16 protein-coding genes and 1 other RNA gene are annotated in these 19605 nt (G+C 70.4%); 9 read left to right on the forward strand and 8 right to left on the reverse strand.

What is annotated here, in order from left to right; all coding sequences use genetic code 11:
- On the reverse strand, positions 1-1360 hold a 1360-nt coding region (gene dnaX, locus UYS_RS17480), incomplete at its 3' end, for a DNA polymerase III subunit gamma/tau (protein ID WP_016856166.1).
- 145 nt (positions 1361-1505) lie between these two features.
- Positions 1506-2585, reverse strand: coding sequence for an endonuclease/exonuclease/phosphatase family protein (locus tag UYS_RS0214115; RefSeq protein WP_026068570.1), 1080 nt, complete (start codon positions 2583-2585; stop codon positions 1506-1508).
- 135 nt (positions 2586-2720) lie between these two features.
- Here UYS_RS0214115 and UYS_RS0214120 point away from each other — a divergent pair, with 135 nt between their 5' ends.
- Entirely contained in the window at positions 2721-3758 is a 1038-nt protein-coding gene (locus tag UYS_RS0214120; RefSeq protein ID WP_016856168.1) for a sodium:calcium antiporter, read from the forward strand.
- A 78-nt stretch (positions 3759-3836) separates the two neighbouring features.
- On the opposite strand, the gene cysK is transcribed toward UYS_RS0214120, so the two are convergent.
- The 3 genes from cysK to ffs all read right to left on the reverse strand — a co-directional run bounded on the left by cysK (position 3837) and on the right by ffs (position 6219).
- Positions 3837-4808 carry a cysteine synthase A gene (gene cysK, locus UYS_RS0214125; protein ID WP_016856169.1) on the reverse strand — a complete coding sequence of 324 codons (972 nt, stop codon included), beginning with the start codon at positions 4806-4808 and terminating at the stop codon, positions 3837-3839.
- A gap of 24 nt (positions 4809-4832) precedes the next feature.
- Positions 4833-5867: a histone deacetylase family protein gene (locus UYS_RS0214130; RefSeq protein ID WP_016856170.1), complete on the reverse strand. Its 1035-nt coding sequence runs from the start codon at positions 5865-5867 to the stop codon at positions 4833-4835.
- A gap of 255 nt (positions 5868-6122) precedes the next feature.
- Positions 6123-6219, reverse strand: an RNA gene (gene ffs, locus UYS_RS18130) — signal recognition particle sRNA small type.
- Between the two features lie 253 nt (positions 6220-6472).
- Here ffs and UYS_RS0214135 point away from each other — a divergent pair.
- The 3 genes from UYS_RS0214135 (at position 6473) to UYS_RS0214145 (ending at position 10586) form a co-directional block, all read left to right on the forward strand.
- On the forward strand, positions 6473-7696 hold the full coding sequence (locus tag UYS_RS0214135; protein WP_016856171.1) for an ATP-grasp domain-containing protein: 1224 nt from the start codon (positions 6473-6475) through the stop codon (positions 7694-7696).
- Positions 7697-7741: 45 nt separating this feature from the next.
- On the forward strand, positions 7742-9757 hold the full coding sequence (locus tag UYS_RS0214140; RefSeq protein ID WP_016856172.1) for a hypothetical protein: 2016 nt from the start codon (positions 7742-7744) through the stop codon (positions 9755-9757).
- 64 nt (positions 9758-9821) lie between these two features.
- Positions 9822-10586, forward strand: a complete 765-nt coding sequence (locus UYS_RS0214145) for a TlyA family RNA methyltransferase (RefSeq protein WP_016856173.1) — start codon at positions 9822-9824, stop codon at positions 10584-10586.
- A gap of 3 nt (positions 10587-10589) precedes the next feature.
- Here the strand turns inward: UYS_RS0214145 and mscK are convergent, their stop codons facing one another.
- Positions 10590-14021, reverse strand: a complete 3432-nt coding sequence (mscK, locus tag UYS_RS0214150; RefSeq protein ID WP_016856174.1) for a mechanosensitive channel MscK — start codon at positions 14019-14021, stop codon at positions 10590-10592.
- Positions 14022-14174: 153 nt separating this feature from the next.
- Between mscK and UYS_RS0214155 the strand changes: the two genes are divergently transcribed.
- The 5 genes from UYS_RS0214155 (at position 14175) to UYS_RS0214175 (ending at position 17177) form a co-directional block, all read left to right on the forward strand.
- Positions 14175-15242: a phospholipase A gene (locus tag UYS_RS0214155; RefSeq protein ID WP_016856175.1), complete on the forward strand. Its 1068-nt coding sequence runs from the start codon at positions 14175-14177 to the stop codon at positions 15240-15242.
- Positions 15243-15311: 69 nt separating this feature from the next.
- Entirely contained in the window at positions 15312-15644 is a 333-nt protein-coding gene (locus UYS_RS0214160) for an ElaB/YgaM/YqjD family protein (RefSeq protein ID WP_016856176.1), read from the forward strand.
- On the forward strand, positions 15644-16039 hold the full coding sequence (locus UYS_RS0214165; protein WP_016856177.1) for a phage holin family protein: 396 nt from the start codon (positions 15644-15646) through the stop codon (positions 16037-16039). Before UYS_RS0214160 ends, UYS_RS0214165 begins: the two co-directional genes overlap by 1 nt.
- Before the next feature lie 3 nt (positions 16040-16042).
- The gene (locus UYS_RS0214170; RefSeq protein ID WP_016856178.1) at positions 16043-16336 is read left to right on the forward strand and encodes a YqjK family protein; all 294 of its coding nucleotides are present in this window, start codon (positions 16043-16045) and stop codon (positions 16334-16336) included.
- A gap of 106 nt (positions 16337-16442) precedes the next feature.
- Complete coding sequence (locus tag UYS_RS0214175) at positions 16443-17177, forward strand: ParA family protein (RefSeq protein ID WP_026068571.1); 735 nt, start codon at positions 16443-16445, stop codon at positions 17175-17177.
- A 24-nt stretch (positions 17178-17201) separates the two neighbouring features.
- Here the strand turns inward: UYS_RS0214175 and UYS_RS0214180 are convergent, their stop codons facing one another.
- Complete coding sequence (locus tag UYS_RS0214180; protein ID WP_016856180.1) at positions 17202-18179, reverse strand: CHAD domain-containing protein; 978 nt, start codon at positions 18177-18179, stop codon at positions 17202-17204.
- Between the two features lie 137 nt (positions 18180-18316).
- Entirely contained in the window at positions 18317-19492 is a 1176-nt protein-coding gene (locus tag UYS_RS0214185; protein ID WP_016856181.1) for a BaiN/RdsA family NAD(P)/FAD-dependent oxidoreductase, read from the reverse strand.
- Positions 19493-19605: the final 113 nt, after the last annotated feature.

The following is a 19605-nucleotide window of genomic DNA, read 5'->3' on the forward strand; positions in this document are numbered from 1 at the left end:
GCGGAGGCCTCGGCCGGTGCCGGCGACGCGGCGGACTCGGCCGGCGCTGGTGCCGGGGCCGGTTCAGGCGTCGGCGCGGGGGCCGGGCGGCTTCGGCCGCCGGCTGCGATGCCGCGGCGCCAGGCGCCGCACTCGGTGCTTGAGCGGCGCTGGCCGCCTGATCTCCGCTCCCCGACGACCCGGCGCCGCCGGCCGCGGGCGCGCCGCCGTCACCGCCTCCGCGCATGGGCAGCGGCGTCTGGGCCGGCTTCGGCACGCCCTGGGGGCGGAAGGCCAGCATGCGCAGCAGGGTCATCTCCAGGGCGGTGCGCAGGTCGGGCGCGTGGGCCATGTCGCCGCGGCCCTGGATGCCGATCTGGTAGTAGAGCTGGATGTCCTCGGCGGTGAAGCGCGCGGCCAGCGCCAGCAGCGTCTCGCGGTCACCGTGGCCGTTATCCAGGGCGTCGGGCACCATCTGCGCCACGGCCAGGCGGTGCAGCACGCCGGTGACGTCGTCGAGCACGCCGGCGAAGTCCGGGCCCTGCTCGGCCAGGGCGGCGACCTCGGCCAGCACCCGGGCGGCGTCGACCTCGGCCATGGCCTCGAGCAGCGCCAGCACGTGGCGATGGTCGAGGGTGCCGAGCATCGCCGCCACGTCGGCGTGGCGCACCTCGCCCTGGCCGAAGGCGATCGCCTGGTCGGTCAGGCTCATGGCGTCACGCATGGAGCCCTCGGCGGCCTTGCCGAGCAGCCACAGCGCGCTCTCCTCGAAGGACACCGACTCGGCCTCGAGCACCTTGGAGAGGTGGCCGACGATGCGCTCCGGCGGCATGTGCTTGAGGGTGAACTGCAGGCAGCGCGACAGCACCGTGGGGGGCAGCTTCTGCGGGTCGGTAGTGGCCAGCAGGAACTTCACGTGGGGCGGCGGCTCTTCCAGGGTCTTCAGCAGCGCGTTGAAGCTGCTGGTGGAGAGCATGTGCACCTCGTCGATGAGGTACACCTTGTAGCGGCCCTGGGTCGGCGCGTACTGCACGTTGTCGAGCAGCTCGCGGGTGTCCTCGACCTTGGTGCGCGAGGCGGCATCGACCTCGATCAGGTCGACGAAGCGCCCGTCGTCGATGGCCTCGCAGCTGGGGCACTGGCCGCAGGGCGTGGAGGTCACGCCCTCGTCGCCCTGCCCGCCCGCGGTGCAGTTCAGGCACTTGGCGAGGATGCGCGCCAGGGTGGTCTTGCCGACGCCACGGGTCCCGGTGAACAGGTAGGCGTGATGCAGCCGGCCCTGGTCCAGGGCATTGACCAGCGCGCGCTGGACATGCTCCTGGCCGACCAGTTCATGGAAGGTACGCGGCCGCCACTTGCGGGCCAGAACCTGATAGCTCATGCAGCTCGGAATCCTTGCGGCTGGGCTGGCGGGCAGCCGAACACGAAAGCCCCGCCGGTGCGCGAATCGCCGACCGACGGGCTTGAAGAGATGGCCCACATTCTACCGGGTGGCGGCCCGGGCGCAAAGCATGGGCCTAAGCGAGTCAGCCGCCGCAGAGCCGGCCGCTGTCGCGGATGTCGGCGAGGCGCCCGGCGGCGATGCCGTCGAGGCGCGTGAGCTCGCCGCTGCCCGACCAGGGGCGACCGGCCACGATGGCCTCGGCGCGGGCCGGGCCGATGTGCGGCAGCTGCTCCAGCGAGGCGACGGAACTGGCGTTGAGGTCGATGCAGCCGGCCGTCGCGCCGAGGGAGGCGCCGCCGGCATCGGCGACCACCCCGGCGCCTGGCGGCAGGGCTTCCAGCTCGCCCGGGTGCAGCGCCAGATAAACCGGCGCATGGTCGGAGACGTGCTCGCGGGCCTCGCCGTGCTGGAGGCCGGCCAGCGCCGGATAGCGCAGCATGCCGAGCATCGAGGGGCTCAGGCGATCCGGCCGGTACCAGAGGTTGTCGTAGGCGCTGGCGTAGCGGCCCGGTGCGTGGCCGAGCGTGGTGGCCTGATCGCTCAGGGCCGGCACCGCGCCGAGCGCCCGCAGCGGCGCCCAGGCGTCATCGTCCGGCGCCAGGTTGAAGTCGCCCATCAGCATCCGCGGGGTCTCGGGATAGGCCTCGTCGAGCCATTGCCAGTAGTCGGCCAGCGCCTCGACCTCGGGCCGACGGTCGGCGAGACCGTCGCCGTAGACCACGTGCACCGTGGCGGCGACGAAGGGGTCGCCGCCGTCCCGGTCGCGGAACGTCGCCGAGAAGGGCTCGCGGGCGAAGACGTCGCCGCGGTCGAGATACACCGCCCCTCCGCCGAGCGACGCGACGCGCGACTCGCGCCACAGGAAGCCGTAGTGCTCCCGGTAGCGGCCGCGCCCCACCGCGTGGCTGGCCATCGACGACCAGTCCTCGCCGGACACGGCCTCGAGCTCGCGCTCCAGCCGCGTCAGCGCCTCGGCGTCCATCAGCTCCTGCACCGCCAGCAGGTCGAATCGCCCGGCCACCCGGGCCACCCGATCGAGCCGTTTGTCGTTGTTCCAACCCAGATGCTCGAGGTTCCAGCTGCCGATCACCGCGGCGCCGGCCAGGCCCGGAAAAGCGGCCAGAGACAGCGCAATAAAACCTGCCAAGACAAGACGTTGCATGCACCCCTCCCTATCGGAAAGGCGCTATCCTGCCGGTCGGCGATGGCGACATCAATATCAGCTATTACCGATATGCTATCGGCGGCGAGGGGCTGTTAGGCTGGACACTCGTCATTCAAGGAAGGGACGCCTGCGATGCCTGCCATTCTGATCTGGAGTCTCGTGGCCGTGGTGGCCACCGCCATCGTCTGGCGTGGCAGCGGCCTGCTGGAAACCAGCAGCGAGCGGCTGGCGGCCCACTACCGGCTGCCGGACATCGTCCAGGGCGCCATCGTGGTGGCCGTGGGCTCGAGCTTTCCGGAGCTCTCCACCACGGTGATCTCGACCCTGGTGCACGGCGAGTTCGAGCTCGGCGTGGCGGCGATCGTCGGCTCGGCGCTGTTCAACATCCTGGTGATTCCCGCCGTCTCCGGCCTGGCCAGTCGCCACCCGCTGAGGGCCAACCGCGACCTGGTCTACAAGGAAGCCCAGTTCTACATGATCGCGGTGGCGGTGCTGACCCTGACCTTCGCCTTCGCCGCCATCTATCACCCCGCCGAGGCGACGGGCGGCGCCATCAGCGGCGAGATGACCCGCGGGCTGGCGCTGATGCCGGTGGCGCTCTACGGGCTCTACCTGTTCGTGCAGTACCAGGACACCCTCGACCACGAAAGCGAGGTCGACGCCGGCGACGTGCGCCCGGGACGCGAATGGGCCCGGCTGGCGCTGTCGCTGGCGGTGATCGTGATCGGTGTGGAGGGGCTGGTCCGCGCGGCGATCGCGTTCGGTGACATCTTCGACACCCCGAGCTTCCTGTGGGGCATCACCGTGGTCGCCGCCGGCACCTCGATTCCCGATGCCTTCGTCTCGATCCGCGCCGCCCGCCAGGGTCGCGGCGTCACCAGCATCGCCAACGTGCTGGGCAGCAACACCTTCGATCTGCTGGTGTGCATCCCGGCCGGCGTGCTGATCGCCGGCACCGCCATGGTCAACTTCTCCATCGCCGCGCCGATGATGGCGGTGCTCACCGCCGCCACGGTGGCGCTGTTCCTGATGATGCGCACCGGCATGGTGCTGACGAAGCGCGAATGCGTGGCCCTGCTGGGGCTCTACGCCGGCTTCCTGATATGGATCGGGATGGAGACCTTCGGGGTGGTCGACCTGGTGCCGAGCCTGCCGCCACCACGGGCGTAGGGAGCGCCGCGGCGGCGCTTGAGGACGAGAGCGCTCCCGGCGGCCGGGCGGCCGCCGGGAACGAGGCGGAAACGCGACTTACGGCTGGTTTTCCAGCTCGCCGAAGTGGCCGGCGAACAGCGGCGAGGAGAGATAGCGCTCGGCGCTGTCCGGCAGGATCACGACGATGTTCTTGCCGGCGAAGGCCGGGTCACGCCCGACGCGCACCGCGGCGGCCACGGCGGCGCCGCAGGAGATGCCGCACAGGATGCCTTCTTCCTGCATCAGCCGGTGCGCCATCTCCATGGCCTCGTCGTTGCCCACAGCCTCGATGCGGTCGACCAGCGACAGATCGAGGTTGGCGGGCACGAAGCCGGCGCCGATGCCCTGGATCTTGTGCGGCGCAGGCGTCGGCGCCTGACCGTCGCGGGTCTGGGCGATCACCGGCGAATCGACCGGCTCCACCGCCACGCTGGTGATGGCCTTGCCCTGGGTCTGCTTGATGTAGCGCGAGACACCGGTGAGGGTGCCGCCGGTGCCCACGCCGGCGACGAAGACGTCCACTTCGCCGTCGGTGTCTTGCCAGATCTCGGGGCCGGTGGTGGTCTCGTGGATGCGCGGGTTGGCCGGGTTCTCGAACTGCTGCGGCAGGAAGTAGGTCTCCGGCTCGGCCTCGGCCAGCTCCTTGGCCTTGGCGATGGCGCCGGCCATGCCCTTGGCGGGCTCGGTCAGCACCAGCTCGGCGCCCAGCGCCTTGAGCACCTTGCGCCGCTCGAGGCTCATGGAGGCCGGCATGGTCAGCACCAGCGGATAGCCGCGGGCCGCGGCGACGAAGGCCAGGGCGATGCCGGTGTTGCCGCTGGTGGGCTCGACGATGCGCATCCCGGGCTTGAGCACGCCGCGCTCCTCGGCGTCCCAGATCATCGCCGCACCGATGCGGCACTTCACCGAGTAGGCCGGGTTGCGGCCCTCGATCTTGGCCCAGATCGTGGCCCCCTCGCTGACCCGGTTGAGCCGGACCAGCGGGGTGTTGCCGATCGAGCGGGAATTGTCGTCGTAGATGCGTGCCATGAATCGTTCCTTGTGATGGGCGTGTTAACGGGCGGCGTCGAAGCCGGCCAGCACGTTGACGGCATTGATGCCGATTTCCTTGACCGCATAGCCGCCCTCGAGCAGGAAGGTGGTGGGCAGCCCCGCGCCGGCCAGTCGCCGGCCGAGCTCGGTGAAGTCGTCGCTGGTGAGCCTGAAGGCGCTGATGGGGTCGTGCTCGAAGGCGTCGACGCCGAGCGAGACCACCAGCAGCTCGCAGCCGGCCTCGCGAATGCGCGCCAGGGCATCGTCGAGCGCCCGGGACCAGGCATCGAAGGCCGTCCCCGGCGCCATCGGATAGTTGAGATTGAAGCCCTCCCCTGCCCCGCGGCCGGTCTCGTCGGCGTGGCCCAGGAAGTAGGGGAAGCAGCTGCGCGGGTCGCCGTGCAGCGAGGCGAACAGCACGTCGTCGCGATCGTAGAAGATCTGCTGGGTGCCGTTGCCGTGGTGGAAGTCGACGTCCAGCACCGCCACGCGCCTCTTGCCGCTGTCCAGCGCATGCTGGGCGGCGATGGCGGCGTTGTTGAAGAAGCAGTAGCCGCCGAACTGGTCGCTGGCGGCGTGGTGGCCCGGCGGCCGGCACAGCCCGAAGCAGGGCTCGCCGCTGGTCAGGGTGCGGGAAACGGCCGAGAGCGCGATGTCCTTGCTGGCCATGGCGGCCTCGAAGGTACCCGCGCAGATCGAGGTCTCGGCGGCCAGCGCGTAATAGCCGAGCCGGCCGTCGATATGCTCGGGAATGAGGTCGTCGCGCATGGCCCGGGTCGGCCAGACGGAGGGAATGGCCTCGCCGCGCCTGCCCGCCGCCCGCCAGTCGTCCCAGCAGCGGGCGAGGAAGTCGACGTAGCCGCGGTCGTGCACCGCCAGCACCGGTTCGAGGCCATGTGCCTCGGGCTCGCGCACCTCGCCGAGACCCACCTCGCGCACCCGTTCAAGCACCAGCTCGACCCGCTCGGGGCACTCGTAGGGCGCCACCAGCTCGCCGCCGTCGAGTTCGGTACGGGCGCGGCGCAGGCCGGTGTCATCGCTGTGGAAGGTCAACATCTCGCCATTGCTCCTCGTGATCAGGTGCCGTCGACGACCCGACGCATCCGTCGGCAACGGATCCGTTGCGCGCGCCTGACCATTTCCTTGCGGGGATTGATCGGGGCGCCGGCCGGCGCCCGGGACACGACTATGACGCGCGCCGATAACGGCTGCAAGCCCGGAGGGCACAGACACGCGAGGACCTCATGCCGGGCATGAAACGAGGGCGATCGAACGAGGAGAACAACGAAAGGGAGGCACAAATGGAGGCGGCCCCGAAAGCCACATCCCGGCACACGCGTCCATCACTACCGTTGCTCCCTTCCGGGCCTGGCGGGGTTTGCGACTTAGCGTTGCGGGAGGACCTAAGGGGCCACCACAGCGGGCACCTGACGTGCCATTTGAGTCGGGCAGTTCTCTGAGTGGGATCAGTGACTTGCCGAACGCCGCGCACTATACCAAGCGACCGGCGGCGCAGCAAGGAGCGATTGTCGAATCGTGATCTGACGCGAGCATTACCAACGCCCCCGAAGCGTCGTCAGGGTCTATGGTGAGGGTGACTCGCCTCTCCGCCGCCCCGCGGCGGAGAGGCCCGCTGTATCATTCGACGACCGGAGGCATCCATGACCAAGGATTCGAACAAGGGCTACATCGCACTGCTGGGCTGGAGCCTGAATGCCATCGAGGCCGCCGAGAACTTCGACCGCCGCTACGTGGTGGTGGCCCCGGACTGGGCGGAGGAATACTGCCAGCAGCACGATATCCCCTACGTTTCCTGGAACTTCGAGCGCCTGAACGACCGCTCGATGGAGATCGCCGAGACCCTCAAGGGCATGGGCGTCGACGTGTCCATCCCGCTGTTCGAGGAAACCGTGGAGTGGGCCGGCGCCATCAATTCGGTGCTGCTCGACAACCCGCGGCTCTACGGCCAGTCGCTGCTGCTGCGCGACAAGGCGCTGATGAAGCGCCGTGCCCAGCTCGGCGGCATCCGCGTCGGCATCTTCGAGGAGGCCCACGACAAGGACGACGTCATCCGCTTCCTCAAGCGCGTCAACCAGACGCTGCTCAAGCTCGACGGCGATCCCAACGACCCCATTCACCTCAAGGCCTTCGACAAGGCCGGCTGCCTGGGCCACCGGGTCATCCGCACGCCGGACGAGATCGACACCATCCCCGACGAGGAATTCCCGGTGCTGATGGAATCGCACCTGGACGGCTGGGAGTTCGCCGTGGAGGCCTGGATCCACGACGGCAAGATCGCCTTCCTCAACATCTCGGAATACGTGACCCTGGGCTACTCGGTGTTCGTGCCCGCCTCGCCGGAGCTCGAGCGCTATCGCCCCCAGATCACCGCCCAGATCGAGAAGCTGATCAAGGCCTTCGACATCTCCTTCGGGCTGATTCACCCGGAATACTTCGTCACCAGCGACGGCGAAATGTACTTCGGCGAGGTCGCCTACCGGCCGCCGGGCTTCAAGGTCTTCGAGCTGCTCGAGCGGGTCTACGGCTTCAACGCCTATCAGGCCAGCATGCTGGTGTTCGACCCCAGGACCACGGCCGAGGAAGTCGCCGACTTCTTCCCCAAGGAGGTCGTCGATGCCGACGGCTATGCGGGCTGCTTCGGGGTCTATCCGCGCCTGCGGGTGGTCAGCCGGCTGGAGATTCCCGAGGTGGTCGAGGACGACGCCTACTTCGAGTCCCATGAGCTGACGCCGCCGATGCAGGAAACGGTCACCAAGCGCACCGCCTTCGGCACCCACTGGGGGCTGATCTACTTCAAGGGCGACGACCCCAACCGCATGCGCGACCTGCTCAAGCATATGGAAGAGCTTGATTTCTATGTCTGACGGGCGCGTCATGGAGACCTTTCCCACGGATGACGAGGAGTCGGTGTGACCAGTCCCCCCACACCAACCGGCGACGACAGGCTCACGGGCCTGCTGAAACGTCTGGACGAGGCCACGGACCTGCTGGCCGGGGCCCGGGGCTTCGCCAAGCCGGGCAAGCTGCCCCGGGTGCTCGACACGGCCCGCCGCATGCTGCTGCTGGAAGGCGGTGCCGCGGCGGTCGAATCCCGCGCCGCGGCCATGGAGGCCGCCGGCGTCTTCGAGGGCTCGGACTGGGCCACGCCCCAGTTCCTGGTGCCCTCGCTGACCACCCAGGCGCTGAAGAGCGCCGATGCCAACATGGTGACGATCGAGGCGCTCAGCGAGCTCAGGCTGGTGGCGGTGGCCAAGGGCGAGGTGCGCCACGGGCTGATCTCGTCGGAGCAGGCCCACCACTACCTGACCCAGGTGATCGCCCTGAACCTGTGGCTGCTGTTCGGCGCGCCCAGCGAGGCCGAGCGGGAGACCCAGGGTCGCCTGGCCGAGCTGCCGCGGCGCCTGTTCGCCCATCTGGCCCAGCGCATCGGCTACGAGCACATCATCGACCGGCTCATCGGCGAGATCTGGCGCATCCTCCAGCAGCGCCCGATCCAGGTCGGGCCGGTCAAGCAGATGATCACCCAGATCGCCATCTGCCAGACCGACCCGACCATCGACCTCGGCACCAGCGGCCAGGGCGCCGACCGCCTGGTCAGCTCGCTGTTCGGCCCGTCCCACGCCTGTCGCGAGGATCCGGGCCTCGAGGTCTATCGCCAGCGCCTGGCCAGCATGGACGCCAGCGCCCTGCAGGCCGAGGCCACCGGCTTCGCCCGGTCGATGCACGACACCGGCCTGGTGTCGCCCTACCACCCGGTGCTGCTGCGCCACCTGCTGGACAACGGCGACACCCTGATCGGCGAGGCGCTGGGGCTCTCCTCCACCGGCCGCGACTGCCTGCTGTGCTATCGCGAGCTGGTGCATGCGCTGATCCGCGGCGGGCTGCACCCCGACACCGCCCAGGCGGTCTACGGCCTGGCGCTGATGCTCGAGCGCGGCATCCTCTACCAGCCGCCGGTGGCACCGGCCATCTGGCGCCAGCTGGGGCTCACGCTGTCGGACTGGTCGACGGCGCGGCTCAACCTGGCCTTCGGCGAGGCGGTCTCGCCGCGGGCGCGGCTGCTGGAGGGCGTGCTGTGCATGCTCGGCCTGCCGCTGGGCGTCGGCCAGGGCAACAACCCCACCTGCCAGTCGGCCCGGGCGCTGTCGATGTGGGCCTACAACGACCCGGACTACCTGCTGCAGATGGTGACCTGGGCGGCCCGCGACGACGAGATCATCATGCACTTCGAGGGCCAGCCGATCTCGTCGATGGCGAGCGAAGGCGGCGTGGCCACCGAGCTGCCCATGGACCTGGACCCGGTATCGCTGATCGTGGTGCCGCACCTGGACCGCATCTACGCCGAGATGGGCCGGCGCTGCATCGGCCGCGAGGGCGACCCGCACCGCTGGGTCAACCCGGAGTTCCACGGCTGGTGGTCGGGGCGCGGCTTTCGCATCAACGTCGACGTGGCCAGCGGCCAGCTGCTCGACCTCGACGGCTTCCTGCGCCACTTCTATGCCAGCTACCACCCGCACTACAACGGCAACCAGCCGCTCATCCATCCCCAGCCGGCCGGTATCGCGGTCACCGACAGCGCCGCCCGCTTCATCGGCTGGCATGCCATCACCCTGCTGCGGATCGGCGTCGACCCCAGCGGCGAGATGCGCGTGTTCTTCTACAACCCCAACAACGACAGCGGCCAGGACTGGGGCGACGGCGTGCGGGTCAGCACCGCCGGCCACGGCGAACGCTTCGGCGAGGCCTCGCTGCCCTTCGAGCAGTTCGCCTCGCGGCTCTACATCTTCCACCACGATCCGCTGGAGCGCGGCGAGCCGGCGCGCATCGACCAGGCCGAGCTGGATCGGGTGATCGGCTACCTGCAGCGCAGCTGGGGCGCCGACCGCCTGCCCCCGGGCGGGCTACAGGCCGAGTCGGGCGGCTGACCGGGCCGCCCGCTGTGGCATAATGCGGCCCCGTTTTCCCGCTCCACCACTGCCAGGATCGCCCATGCCACGCCTCGACCAGCTGCTCCTCCTTCAGGGACTGGCGCGCTCGCGCACCCGCGCCCAGCGCCTGATCCGCCACGGCCGGGTGAGCCTCAGGGACGGCGGCCGGGTGCTGACCAAGCCCGGCGAGAAGCTCCCCGAGACCGCCGAGCTGAGGGTCGAGGAGGACCCGGAGGAGCGCTACGTGTCGCGCGCCGGGCTCAAGCTGGAGGCGGTGCTCGAGGCCCTGTCGCTGCCGCTCGAGGGCCGCACGGTGCTCGACGTCGGCCAGTCGACCGGTGGCTTCAGCGACTGCGCGCTGCGCCACGGCGCGGCACACGTGATCGGCGTCGAGGTCGGCCACGACCAGCTCGCCGCCGAGCTGCGCGACGAACCGCGCCTGACCTGCCTGGAGGGACTCAATGCCCGCGCCATGCGCGACGATCCGCGGCTGACCGCGGCGCTGGCCGAGCATCCCGCCGAGGTGGCGGTGATGGACGTGTCCTTCATCTCGCAGACGCTGATCCTGCCGGAGCTCGGCGCCCTGCTGCCCGCTGGCGGCGAGCTGGTGTCGCTGGTCAAGCCGCAGTTCGAGGTCGGCCCCGAGGGCGTCGGCGCCCGCGGACTGGTCACCGACCCCGCGCGCTACCCCGAGGTGGAGGCGCGCATCCGCGAGGCCTGCGCCGACGCCGGCTTCACCGTCGAGCACTGGCAGGAGAGCCCGATCCGAGGCGGCGACGGGAATCGAGAGTTCCTGCTCTACGCCCGCCGCCAGGAAACGCCCTAGGCGCTACCGCCCGGCGTCTCCTCCGCCTCCCCCTGCATCGCCCGCATCCAGCTCACCGGGATCGCCGCCCGCCCCGGGCGGCGGGTTGGCGGGCGCCTCGGCCGTGCCGCGGCTCGGCACCCGCGCCTGGCGCCCCTTGTCGTCGCGCAGCCACACGTCCATCTGATTGAAGGCGATCTCAAGGCCCTGCTCGGCGAACAGCTCGCCGACCCGGCCGTTGAGCTCATCGGTGGCCAGCAGCCGGTCGCCCAGGCTGTTGACGAAGATGCGCAGCTCGAACTCCAGGCGGCTTTCGCCGTAGCGCATGAACAGCACCTGGGGCTCGGGATCGGCCAGCACCCGGGCGTTCTCCCCGGCGGCCTGGGTCAGCAGCCGCTGCACCAGGCGATGATCCGAGCCGAGGGCCACGCCGTAGGTCAGGATCACCCGGGTGATGTTGTCCGACAGCGACCAGTTGATCAGCTGGTCGGTGACGAACGTCTTGTTGGGAATGATGATCTCCTTGCGATCGAAGTCGGTCACCGTGGTGGCGCGGATGCGAATGCGGTTGACCGTGCCGGTGAGGTTGCCGAGCGTGATGGTGTCGCCGATGCGCACCGGGCGTTCGAACAGGATGATCAGCCCCGAGATGAAGTTGGCGAAGATCTCCTGCAACCCGAAGCCGAGCCCCACGCCCAGCGCGGCGACCAGCCACTGCAGCTTGCTCCACGACACCCCGAGGGTGCCCAGCGCCCAGACCACGCCGGTGCCGACGATCACGTAGGACAGCAGCGAGCTGATGGCGTAGGCGCTGCCCTGCTTGAGCTCGAGGCGCGACAGCACCATCACCTCCAAGAGCCCCGGCAGGTTGCGCGCCATGATCAGCGTCAGCGCCACCACCAGCAGCGCCACGCAGAGGTCGGCCACCGAGATCGAGGCGCCCACCAGCTCGCTGCCCTGCTGGCCGTCGCCGCCGAGGATCATCACCCGTTCGAGATAGCCGAACACCGTCAGCAGGTCGGCCCAGACCAGGTAGAGGACCACCACGAAGCCCAGCATCAGGATCAGCTTGGACAGGCGCAGCGACTGCTGATTGACCTGCTGCATGTCCAGCGGCGGCTCCTCGACGACCTCGACGCCGTGCTCTCCGTTCTCCGCCTCGTGCGCCAGCGCCCGGCGCCGGGCCAGCGCGCGACGGTAGGCCAGCCGCCGGGCCGCCACGGCCAGTCCGCGCACCACCGCCGCCTCGACCAGGATCCACGCGCCCAGCAGATAGATGGTGATCACGAAGCGCCCCACCAGGCTAAGCGCCGCATAGGCATAGCCGAACATCACCAGTCCGCCCAGCACCAGGGGCACCATCGCCATCGCCAGCCCCAGCAGCAGGCGGAACAGCTTGACCCCGAAGAACGGCGTGTGCGCCAGGATCAGCCGGGCCAGCGCCACGCTCATGCCGACGAGCCCGGCCAGCAGCAGCAGCATCGCCAGCGGACGCTGGGTCAGGTCGATATCGACATCGCGGGCCTGGGTGCCCACGAACAGCACCGGCACCAGCGCCAGTCCCAGCCACCACAGCCAGCGGCGCAGCTGCGCCACGTAGCCGCCGGGCCAGTGGAAGTGGCGCGTCGCCACGCCCTCGGGCACCAGCAGCCGCCGCATCCAGGCGATCCCCGCCCAGGCCAGCGCCAGATACATCAGCGCCCAGCCGATGCTCACCGCCAGCCCAGCGCCGCCCAGCGTCATCCCCAGCGACGCCGCCAGCAGGCACAGCGGCCCCGGCAGCGCCAGCAGGGCCTCCACGCCCACCGCCAGCGGCGTATGCGCCTGGCTGTCCTGGCGCAGATGACCGATCTCGTCGTGCAGGCGGGCGAGGCGACGCGACAGCGGCCGGCGCAGCCCCAGCAGCACGCCGGCGATCAGCAGCAGCGGCGAGGCCAGAAACGCGGCCGGATCCGGCCAGCGCCAGTGTATCGGCAGCGCACGGCGCCACTCGCCCTCGCCCCACTCGGCATTCAGGTGGCTCGGCAGGCGGGTCAGCCAGTTCAGATCGAGGGGATGCGAGTTGGCGATCCAGAACAGCTGCTCGTCGATGGCGGCGCGCAGCTCGCGACTGGTCTCGAACAGCTGCTGCTGGTTGAGCTGAAGCTCGATGGCGGCGGTCAGCACCTCGCCGTAGGTCGGCTCGAGCCGGTCGAGCAGCTCGCGGCGGGCCCGCAGCAGCTGGGCCAGCGTCTCGTGCACGGCCTCCGAGGCGCCGGCATCGGCCTGCTCGAGACGCTGGCTGGCCTGCTGCTCGACGTTCTGCAGCCGCTCGCGCTGGCGGTCGAGCTCGAACTGCTGGAGGCGCAGATCGGCGATCTCCTCCTTGAGGCCGCCGGTGGACTCGACGCTCGGCAGCGCCCGGCGCTGCTCGCGCAGGATGCGTGACAGCAGCGGGCTGCCGCGGATCGCCTCGATATGCTCGGAGAGCCCACGCTGCAGCTGGCGCACGCGCTCGAGCTGGCGACGCGCCTCCTGGCCCTGGCGGCCCAGCTCGTTGGCGCGGCTGGTGGCGCGCAGCAGCTCCAGGCTCATGTCGCGGTTGGCCTGGCGCGCCTCGAGGACCTGCGGATGGCGGGTCACGCCCTCCGGCTCGTCGCCCACCGCCTCGGCCACGGCCTGCTCCGACTGCTCGCGGCGGCGCTCCTCCAGCGACGCCTGCAAGGCCCTCACCCGGCTCTCGAGCCGGGTCACCCTCAGCCGATAGAGTTCGCGTTGCTGCTGGGCCAGCTCGCGGAAGCGCGAATTGGTGGCCAGCTCACGGCGATGCAGCGCCAGGCGCCGTTCGGCCAGCGCGCGCTCGACCCGGTGTTCCAGGCGCCGAGGCGCCTGGGACGCCACATCGCGAGCGTCCAGCTCTTCCAGGGCGCGCCGGTGCTCCTCCATCGCCGCGGAGGCCTCGGCGATGGCCTGCTGGGCGCGCTCGGGCAGGGTCTGGGTGCCGAGCAGCCGGGTCTCCACCTCGGACAGGCGATCCTGCGCCGTCTCCAGCTCGTCGGTGGCCGTCTCCAGCCGCGACATCAGCGTCTCGAGATCGAGCCCCGCCAGGGCCTCGCGGTCCGGCGACTCCTGCGGCGTGTCCCGGGCGGAAGCCAGCGCCTGGCGCGTCTCACTGAGTTCCTGGGGCGCGCGATCGTCGCGTTCCTCCAGTGTCGACAGCCGGCCCTCGACGTCCTCGAGGCCCGCGAGGGCGTCCAGCGCCGCCTCCAGCGCATCGATGCTCTCCTGGGTGGCCGCATCCGCCGTCTTGCCCTCCTCGGGCTGAAGCGAGGCGAGACGCTCCTCCAGGGCGGCGCGCTCGGGGAGCTCGTCGGTCTGGGCGGCGAGCGGCATCGGGGCCAGCAGCGCGGCGATCACCGGCAGCCAGCAAAGAATGTGAAAGCGGACGAGCCGCCGACAACGCGAAAAATCGATCACTAGCACCTCGACGGGGCGATACCATGGGCCTGGCAGCGGATTGTCGGCGCCCCCGGTCGGCAAGGCAACGACGAAAGCACGCAAGCTGGCCGTTGACTCGCCGGACGGGCATGATAGAACGAAGATTCCCTCTAGACAGAGTAGTCACTCCCCATGGCTCCACGCTCCATCGCCACGCTGCTGGCCGCCGCCCTCGGCGCCGGCCTCGCCGGCCAGGGACAGGCCCAGACGGACGGGGCGCTCGGCGACGCCGAACGCCAGGCGATCCGCGAACGCATCGAGTCCCTGCAAGCCGAGATCGGCGAGCTGCGCGCGCGCCTGGATCCGCCAACAAGCGAGGCACCTGCGCCGGCCACGCCGACCGTCGCCGACAGCATCGACGCCGCGCCGCCGGCAGAACCGCCGATCGGCGCCTCCGTGGCCGAACGCCGGCTGCTGGAGGAGGAGTCGGCCGACAACCCCTTCTCCATCACCGCCCATCACCGCAACTATCTGCTGCCGTTCAGCTACACCACCTCACCCAACCAGGAGACCTTCAGCGAGATCGACCGCGACGCCAGTCCCGACCGGCTCGAGGTGAAGTTCCAGTTCAGCGCCAAGTTCAAGCTCGCCGACGACGTGCTGTTCGACCGCGCCGATCTCTACTTCGGCTATACCCAGCGCAGCTGGTGGCAGGCCTACAACGCCGACGCCTCCTCGCCGTTCCGCGAGACCAACTACGAGCCGGAGGTGTTCGCCGACTTCGAGAACGACTGGACGCTGGCGGGCTGGACCAACGTCAACAACCGGCTATCGCTCAACCACCAGTCCAACGGCCGTTCGGGAGAGCTGTCGCGCAGCTGGAACCGGCTGATCCTGAGCAGCACCTTCATCAACGACGACTGGGCCGTCTCGCTGTCGCCCTACTGGCGCCTGCCCGAGACCGAGGGCGAGGACGACAACCCCGACATCGAGGACTACCTCGGCTACGCCGACGTCACCGTGGCGCGCCAGCTGTTCGACGATCACGAGGCCAGCCTGCTGTGGCGCGGCAATCCCGACCAGGGCCACATGGGCGCCCAGCTCGACTACTCCTGGCCGCTGTTCGGCAAGATCCGCGGCCACGTCCAGTTCTACCAGGGCTATGGCGAGAGCCTGATCGACTACGATCGCAGCACCCAGCGGCTCAGCCTCGGCTTCAGCCTCAACCCGCTGTTCTCCACCGGCACCTTCTCGCGGTGACAGGGTCATTACGCACCGCGAGGACGGCTGCTATGCTGGGCCTGTCATGAACCGTCAGAGGATGACCCGATGAGCGACAATGCTTCCCGCACCCGCCAGTCCACCGAGCAACTCAAGGAAGACCTGCAGCACCTCTCGCAGACCGTCGAGGAGCTGGTCAACGCCACGGCCGATGATTCCCGCAGCAACATCAAGGAGCTGCGCGAACGCGCCGAACAGCGCCTGACCGAGACCCGCGCGCGGCTCGAGGCCCGCGGCGAGCGCGCCTACCAGGACACCCGCGAGGCCGTGACCCAGCAGGCCGACGCCTGCGACCGCTACGTTCACGACAATCCCTGGACCAGCATCGGCATCGGCGCCGCCGTCGGCGTGGTCGTCGGCATGCTGATCGGGCGGCGCTGATGTCGGAGGGCCAGGGACCGGCTCAGCGGCTGTTCGGCGCCGGCAAGCGGCTGCTCGGCAGTCTGGTCGCCACCGGCGAGACGCGTCTGCGTCTCGCCGTGCTGGAGCTCGAGGAGGAACGCGCACGTCTCGTCACCCTGCTGCTGCTGGCCGGCATCAGCCTGCTGCTGCTGCTGCTCGGGCTCGGTGCGCTCACCACCCTGATCATCGTCGCCTTCTGGGACAGCTACCGGCTGGCCGCCATCGGCGGCTGCGCCGCGGTCCTGCTGGTCGGCGGCCTGGGGCTGGCCGGCTGGGTGATGCATCTGGCCCGGCGCCGCACCCTGCTGGTCGATACCCTCAAGCATCTGGCACTGGACCGCGAGCTGATGGAGACCCGGAGCGAGGAACGCTGACCGATGACCAACGCCGAGCGCCGAGCCCGCAAGGCGGCCCTGGAGGCCGCCATCGAACAGCAGCGCCTCGACCTGCTGGTCGAGTCCGAGCACTGGCACCAGGCCGCCAGCCCGCTCGAGGCCGGCTGGCAATCCCTTCAGCGCTACCGACTGCCCGCCGCGGGTGGCGGCGCCCTGCTGCTCGTCTGGTCGCTGCGCCACCCCGCGGCGGCCAAGCGGCTGGCCAAGCGCTCGCTGTTCGTCGCGGTCACCGTACGGCGGCTGAAGCTGCTGCAGCGCTTCCTGCCGATCCCCTGAGACCGGCCTGACGACAACCATCATCCCGCCGTAACACACTGACATGGCAGGCCCGTTATGATCTTGTTTCGACATCGTGACGGAATGACGACAGGACATGGACCCCATGCGCATGCTGGCGCTTTATAGCATCAAGGGCGGCGTCGGCAAGACCGCCTCCGCCGTGAACCTGGCAGCGGAAGCCGCCCGGGCGGGATATCGCGTACTGCTCTGGGACCTCGATCCCCAGGCGGCCACCAGCTTCTACCTGCGCGTCAAGCCCAAGGTCCGCGGCGGGGTGGAAAGGCTGGTCAAGGGCAAGGCCTCCTTCGACAAGGCCATTCGCGCCACCCAGGTCGAGGGGCTCGACCTGCTGCCGGCGGCGCTGGCCTCCCGGGAAATGGACGCCCTGCTCGCCAGCCGCGGCGCGAGCCACCTGCGCCAGATCCTCAAGCCGGTGCGCAACGACTACGACCTGGTGATCCTCGACTGCCCGCCCAGCCTCTCGCATCTCTCGGAGAACATCTTCTCCAGCGTCGATGCGCTGCTGGTGCCGGTGGTGCCCACGGTGCTGTCGCTGCGCACCCTGGATCAGCTGCAGGACTTCCTAGACGATCACGACATCGCCTGCACGGTGTGGCCCTTCATCACCCTCGCCGATCGCCGGCGCAACCTGCACCGCGAGGTCATGGACGGCTTCCACGAGCGCTGGCCGCTACGGCTGTCCACCGCCATCCCCTCGGCCAGCGCGGTGGAACGCATGGGGCTGGAACGCGCCCCGGTACGCGACTACGCCCCGCGCACCGCCGCGGCCAGGGCCTACACCGCGCTGTGGCGCGAGATCGACCAGCGCCTGCACTGAGAGCGGCGCACGAGCCCGACACCCTCAGTCGCCGCGCATGGCGGCGATGGCCGCCTCCAGCCGGTCCGCCGGCGTCGGCGCCTTCCCCGCTCCCGGCCCGGCCGCGCGCGCGACCTCCAGGGCCCGATCATAGTGCGCCAGCCGATGCTCGCGATTGGCCCGCGCCAGCCCCATGAAGCCGCGCAGATGACGCGGCGCCGCAGCCCTGGGTTCCTCGCCCTCGGCCGCCAGCGCCAGCCGCGCCCGCGCCTCCTCGTCGGCATGGGCGGCGGCCGCCGCCTCGAGCGCCGGCTCGCGGACCAGATCGTCGTGCAGCACGCCGAAGGCATCCTGGAAGGCCTTCATGGCCTTTTCCGCCTGCTCGAAGATCGGCGCCTCCTGGGTCCAGGGCTTCAGCAGATAGCGGATGCGCTTGCCGGTGATGCGCGGGCGATGCAGGGCCTCGCGCTCGTCGGGTGAGCCGATGGCGGCGAGCTCCGCGGTCAGGGTCGCGTGCAGGGTGGCCAGTTCCCGGGCCGTCGCCTCGCCGAAGCGGGGCCCGCCACCCTGCTTCGCCAGTGCCGCCAGGGTCTCGCCGAGCTCGCGATCGAGCCCCGGAAACCCCGCCTCCAGCACGCAGCGGGCCTCGGCGTAATCGGCCTCGACCCGGGCCGCCAGCCGCTCGGCCCACCAGTCGATGGCGCCGCGTTCGGCGTTGCCGAGCGCCGGCCGCTCGGCCTCGAGCCAGGCCAGCATCACCTCGCCGTCACGGGCGTCGTTGGTGGCGCGGGCCAGGTCGCGCAGGCGCTTGCGCTGGGCCTTGGGAATCGACACGCCCGGATAGCCGCGATAGGCCTCGAGCCAGGAGCGCAGCCGGCGCAGCGCCACCCGGAAGTCGTGCAGCCCCTCGCCGTCGTCGGGATCCTCGATTCGCGGCCAGGCCGCCCGGGCCTGGGCCAGCAGCGCCAGCCCCTGCCGGCCGACCACGCGCTTCAGGCGCTTGCGATGCAGCGGTTTGCCCATGGCGATCTCCCCTTCCGCGGCGAGCGATGCCCCCAGTATAGGCGGCCTACCCCGTTGCCGGACCGAGGAGACAAGGCGAGGAGACAGGGCGAGGAGCGCAGGGAACGGGGCGAGGCGTCTCGCCCCGGCAGAGGGGGCTAGAGCGACTGGCCGCAGGCCACGCCCGAGGCCCACGCCCACTGGAAGTTGTAGCCGCCGAGCTGGCCGGTGACGTCCAGCACCTCGCCGATGAAGCGCAGCTGGGGCAGGCCGTTGACCTCGAAGGTCTTCGACGACAGCGCCCGGGTGTCGACGCCGCCCATGGTGACCTCGGCGGTGCGCCAGCCCTCGGTGCCGGCGGGCTTGATCCGCCAGTCGTTGAGGCGTGAGGCCCAGGCCTCCAGGTCGGCGTTGGAGCGCTCGGCCATGGGGCCGTCGCCGCCGTGCCATTCGACCAGCGCCTGGGCCAGGCGCCGCGGCAGGCGCTCGCCGAGCCAGGTGGAGAGGCGCCGCTTGGGCGCCTCGCGGCGGGCGGCCGCCAGCGCCTCGAAGGCCGGCTCGCCGGGCAGCAGGTCGATGGCGAGCTCGTCGCCGGGATGCCAGTGGCTGGAGACCTGCAGCAGCGCCGGCCCGGACAGGCCGCGGTGGGTGAACAGCATCGGCTCGCGATATTCGCCGTCGCGGCAGCGCGCCACCACCTCGGTGGAGAGCCCCGACAGCGACGCGGTACGCTCCTTCCAGGCCGAGGTCAGGGTGAAGGGCACCAGGGCGGCCCGGGTGTCGGTCACCTCGAGGGCGAACTGGCGGGCGATCTCGTAGCCGAAGCCGGTAGCGCCGAGGGTCGGGATCGACAGCCCGCCGGTGGCGACCACCACCGCCCCGGCGTCGATGCGCCCGGCGGAAGTCTCGAGCCGCATGCCCTCGCCCTGGCGCTCGAGCGCGTCGACGGACGTCCTGAGGCGGAGTTCGACCCCGGCCCAGTCGCACTCGGTGAGCAGTATCGCCAGCAGGTCCTTGGCCGAGTCGGCGCAGAACAGCTGCCCGGGCGCCTTCTCCACGTGCTCCAGGCCGTGACGCTCGACCAGCTCGACGAAGTGCTCGGGCCGGTAGCGCTTGAGCGCCGAGATGCAGAAGTGCGGGTTGTTCGAGAAGAAGTTGGCCGGCGAGGTGTCGAGGTTGGTGAAGTTGCAGCGCCCGCCGCCGGACATCAGGATCTTCTTGCCGGCCTTGTTGGCATGGTCGATGACCAGCACCGAACGCCCGGCATAGCCGGCGGTCAGCGCACACATCAAGCCGGCGGCGCCGGCGCCGATAATCACCACGTCATACTTCATGCCACTGCGCTCCCCGTGCCGCCGCGTCCCGCGCGGACGCCCGCCAGTCAAAAGGGCGACATGGTACCAGAGCCGGCCGGCCCGGGCCCGCGACGCGTCGCCCCGCGCAACGC

Source organism: Halomonas smyrnensis AAD6 (assembly GCF_000265245.1).
Classification (GTDB): domain Bacteria; phylum Pseudomonadota; class Gammaproteobacteria; order Pseudomonadales; family Halomonadaceae; genus Halomonas; species Halomonas smyrnensis.

Excerpts from the sequence above, each read along its gene's own strand:
- UYS_RS0214175 (WP_026068571.1), top strand. The coding sequence starts at position 16,443 with ATGCGCATGCTGGCGCTTTATAGCATCAAGGGCGGCGTCGGCAAGACC.
- UYS_RS0214170 (WP_016856178.1), top strand. The coding sequence starts at position 16,043 with ATGACCAACGCCGAGCGCCGAGCCCGCAAGGCGGCCCTGGAGGCCGCC.
- UYS_RS0214180 (WP_016856180.1), bottom strand. The coding sequence starts at position 18,179 with ATGGGCAAACCGCTGCATCGCAAGCGCCTGAAGCGCGTGGTCGGCCGG.
- UYS_RS0214130 (WP_016856170.1), bottom strand. The coding sequence starts at position 5,867 with ATGTTGACCTTCCACAGCGATGACACCGGCCTGCGCCGCGCCCGTACC.
- UYS_RS0214135 (WP_016856171.1), top strand. The coding sequence starts at position 6,473 with ATGACCAAGGATTCGAACAAGGGCTACATCGCACTGCTGGGCTGGAGC.
- UYS_RS0214155 (WP_016856175.1), top strand. The coding sequence starts at position 14,175 with ATGGCTCCACGCTCCATCGCCACGCTGCTGGCCGCCGCCCTCGGCGCC.
- UYS_RS0214160 (WP_016856176.1), top strand. The coding sequence starts at position 15,312 with ATGAGCGACAATGCTTCCCGCACCCGCCAGTCCACCGAGCAACTCAAG.
- cysK (WP_016856169.1), bottom strand. The coding sequence starts at position 4,808 with ATGGCACGCATCTACGACGACAATTCCCGCTCGATCGGCAACACCCCG.
- UYS_RS0214145 (WP_016856173.1), top strand. The coding sequence starts at position 9,822 with ATGCCACGCCTCGACCAGCTGCTCCTCCTTCAGGGACTGGCGCGCTCG.
- UYS_RS0214120 (WP_016856168.1), top strand. The coding sequence starts at position 2,721 with ATGCCTGCCATTCTGATCTGGAGTCTCGTGGCCGTGGTGGCCACCGCC.
- UYS_RS0214115 (WP_026068570.1), bottom strand. The coding sequence starts at position 2,585 with ATGCAACGTCTTGTCTTGGCAGGTTTTATTGCGCTGTCTCTGGCCGCT.
- UYS_RS0214185 (WP_016856181.1), bottom strand. The coding sequence starts at position 19,492 with ATGAAGTATGACGTGGTGATTATCGGCGCCGGCGCCGCCGGCTTGATG.
- UYS_RS0214165 (WP_016856177.1), top strand. The coding sequence starts at position 15,644 with ATGTCGGAGGGCCAGGGACCGGCTCAGCGGCTGTTCGGCGCCGGCAAG.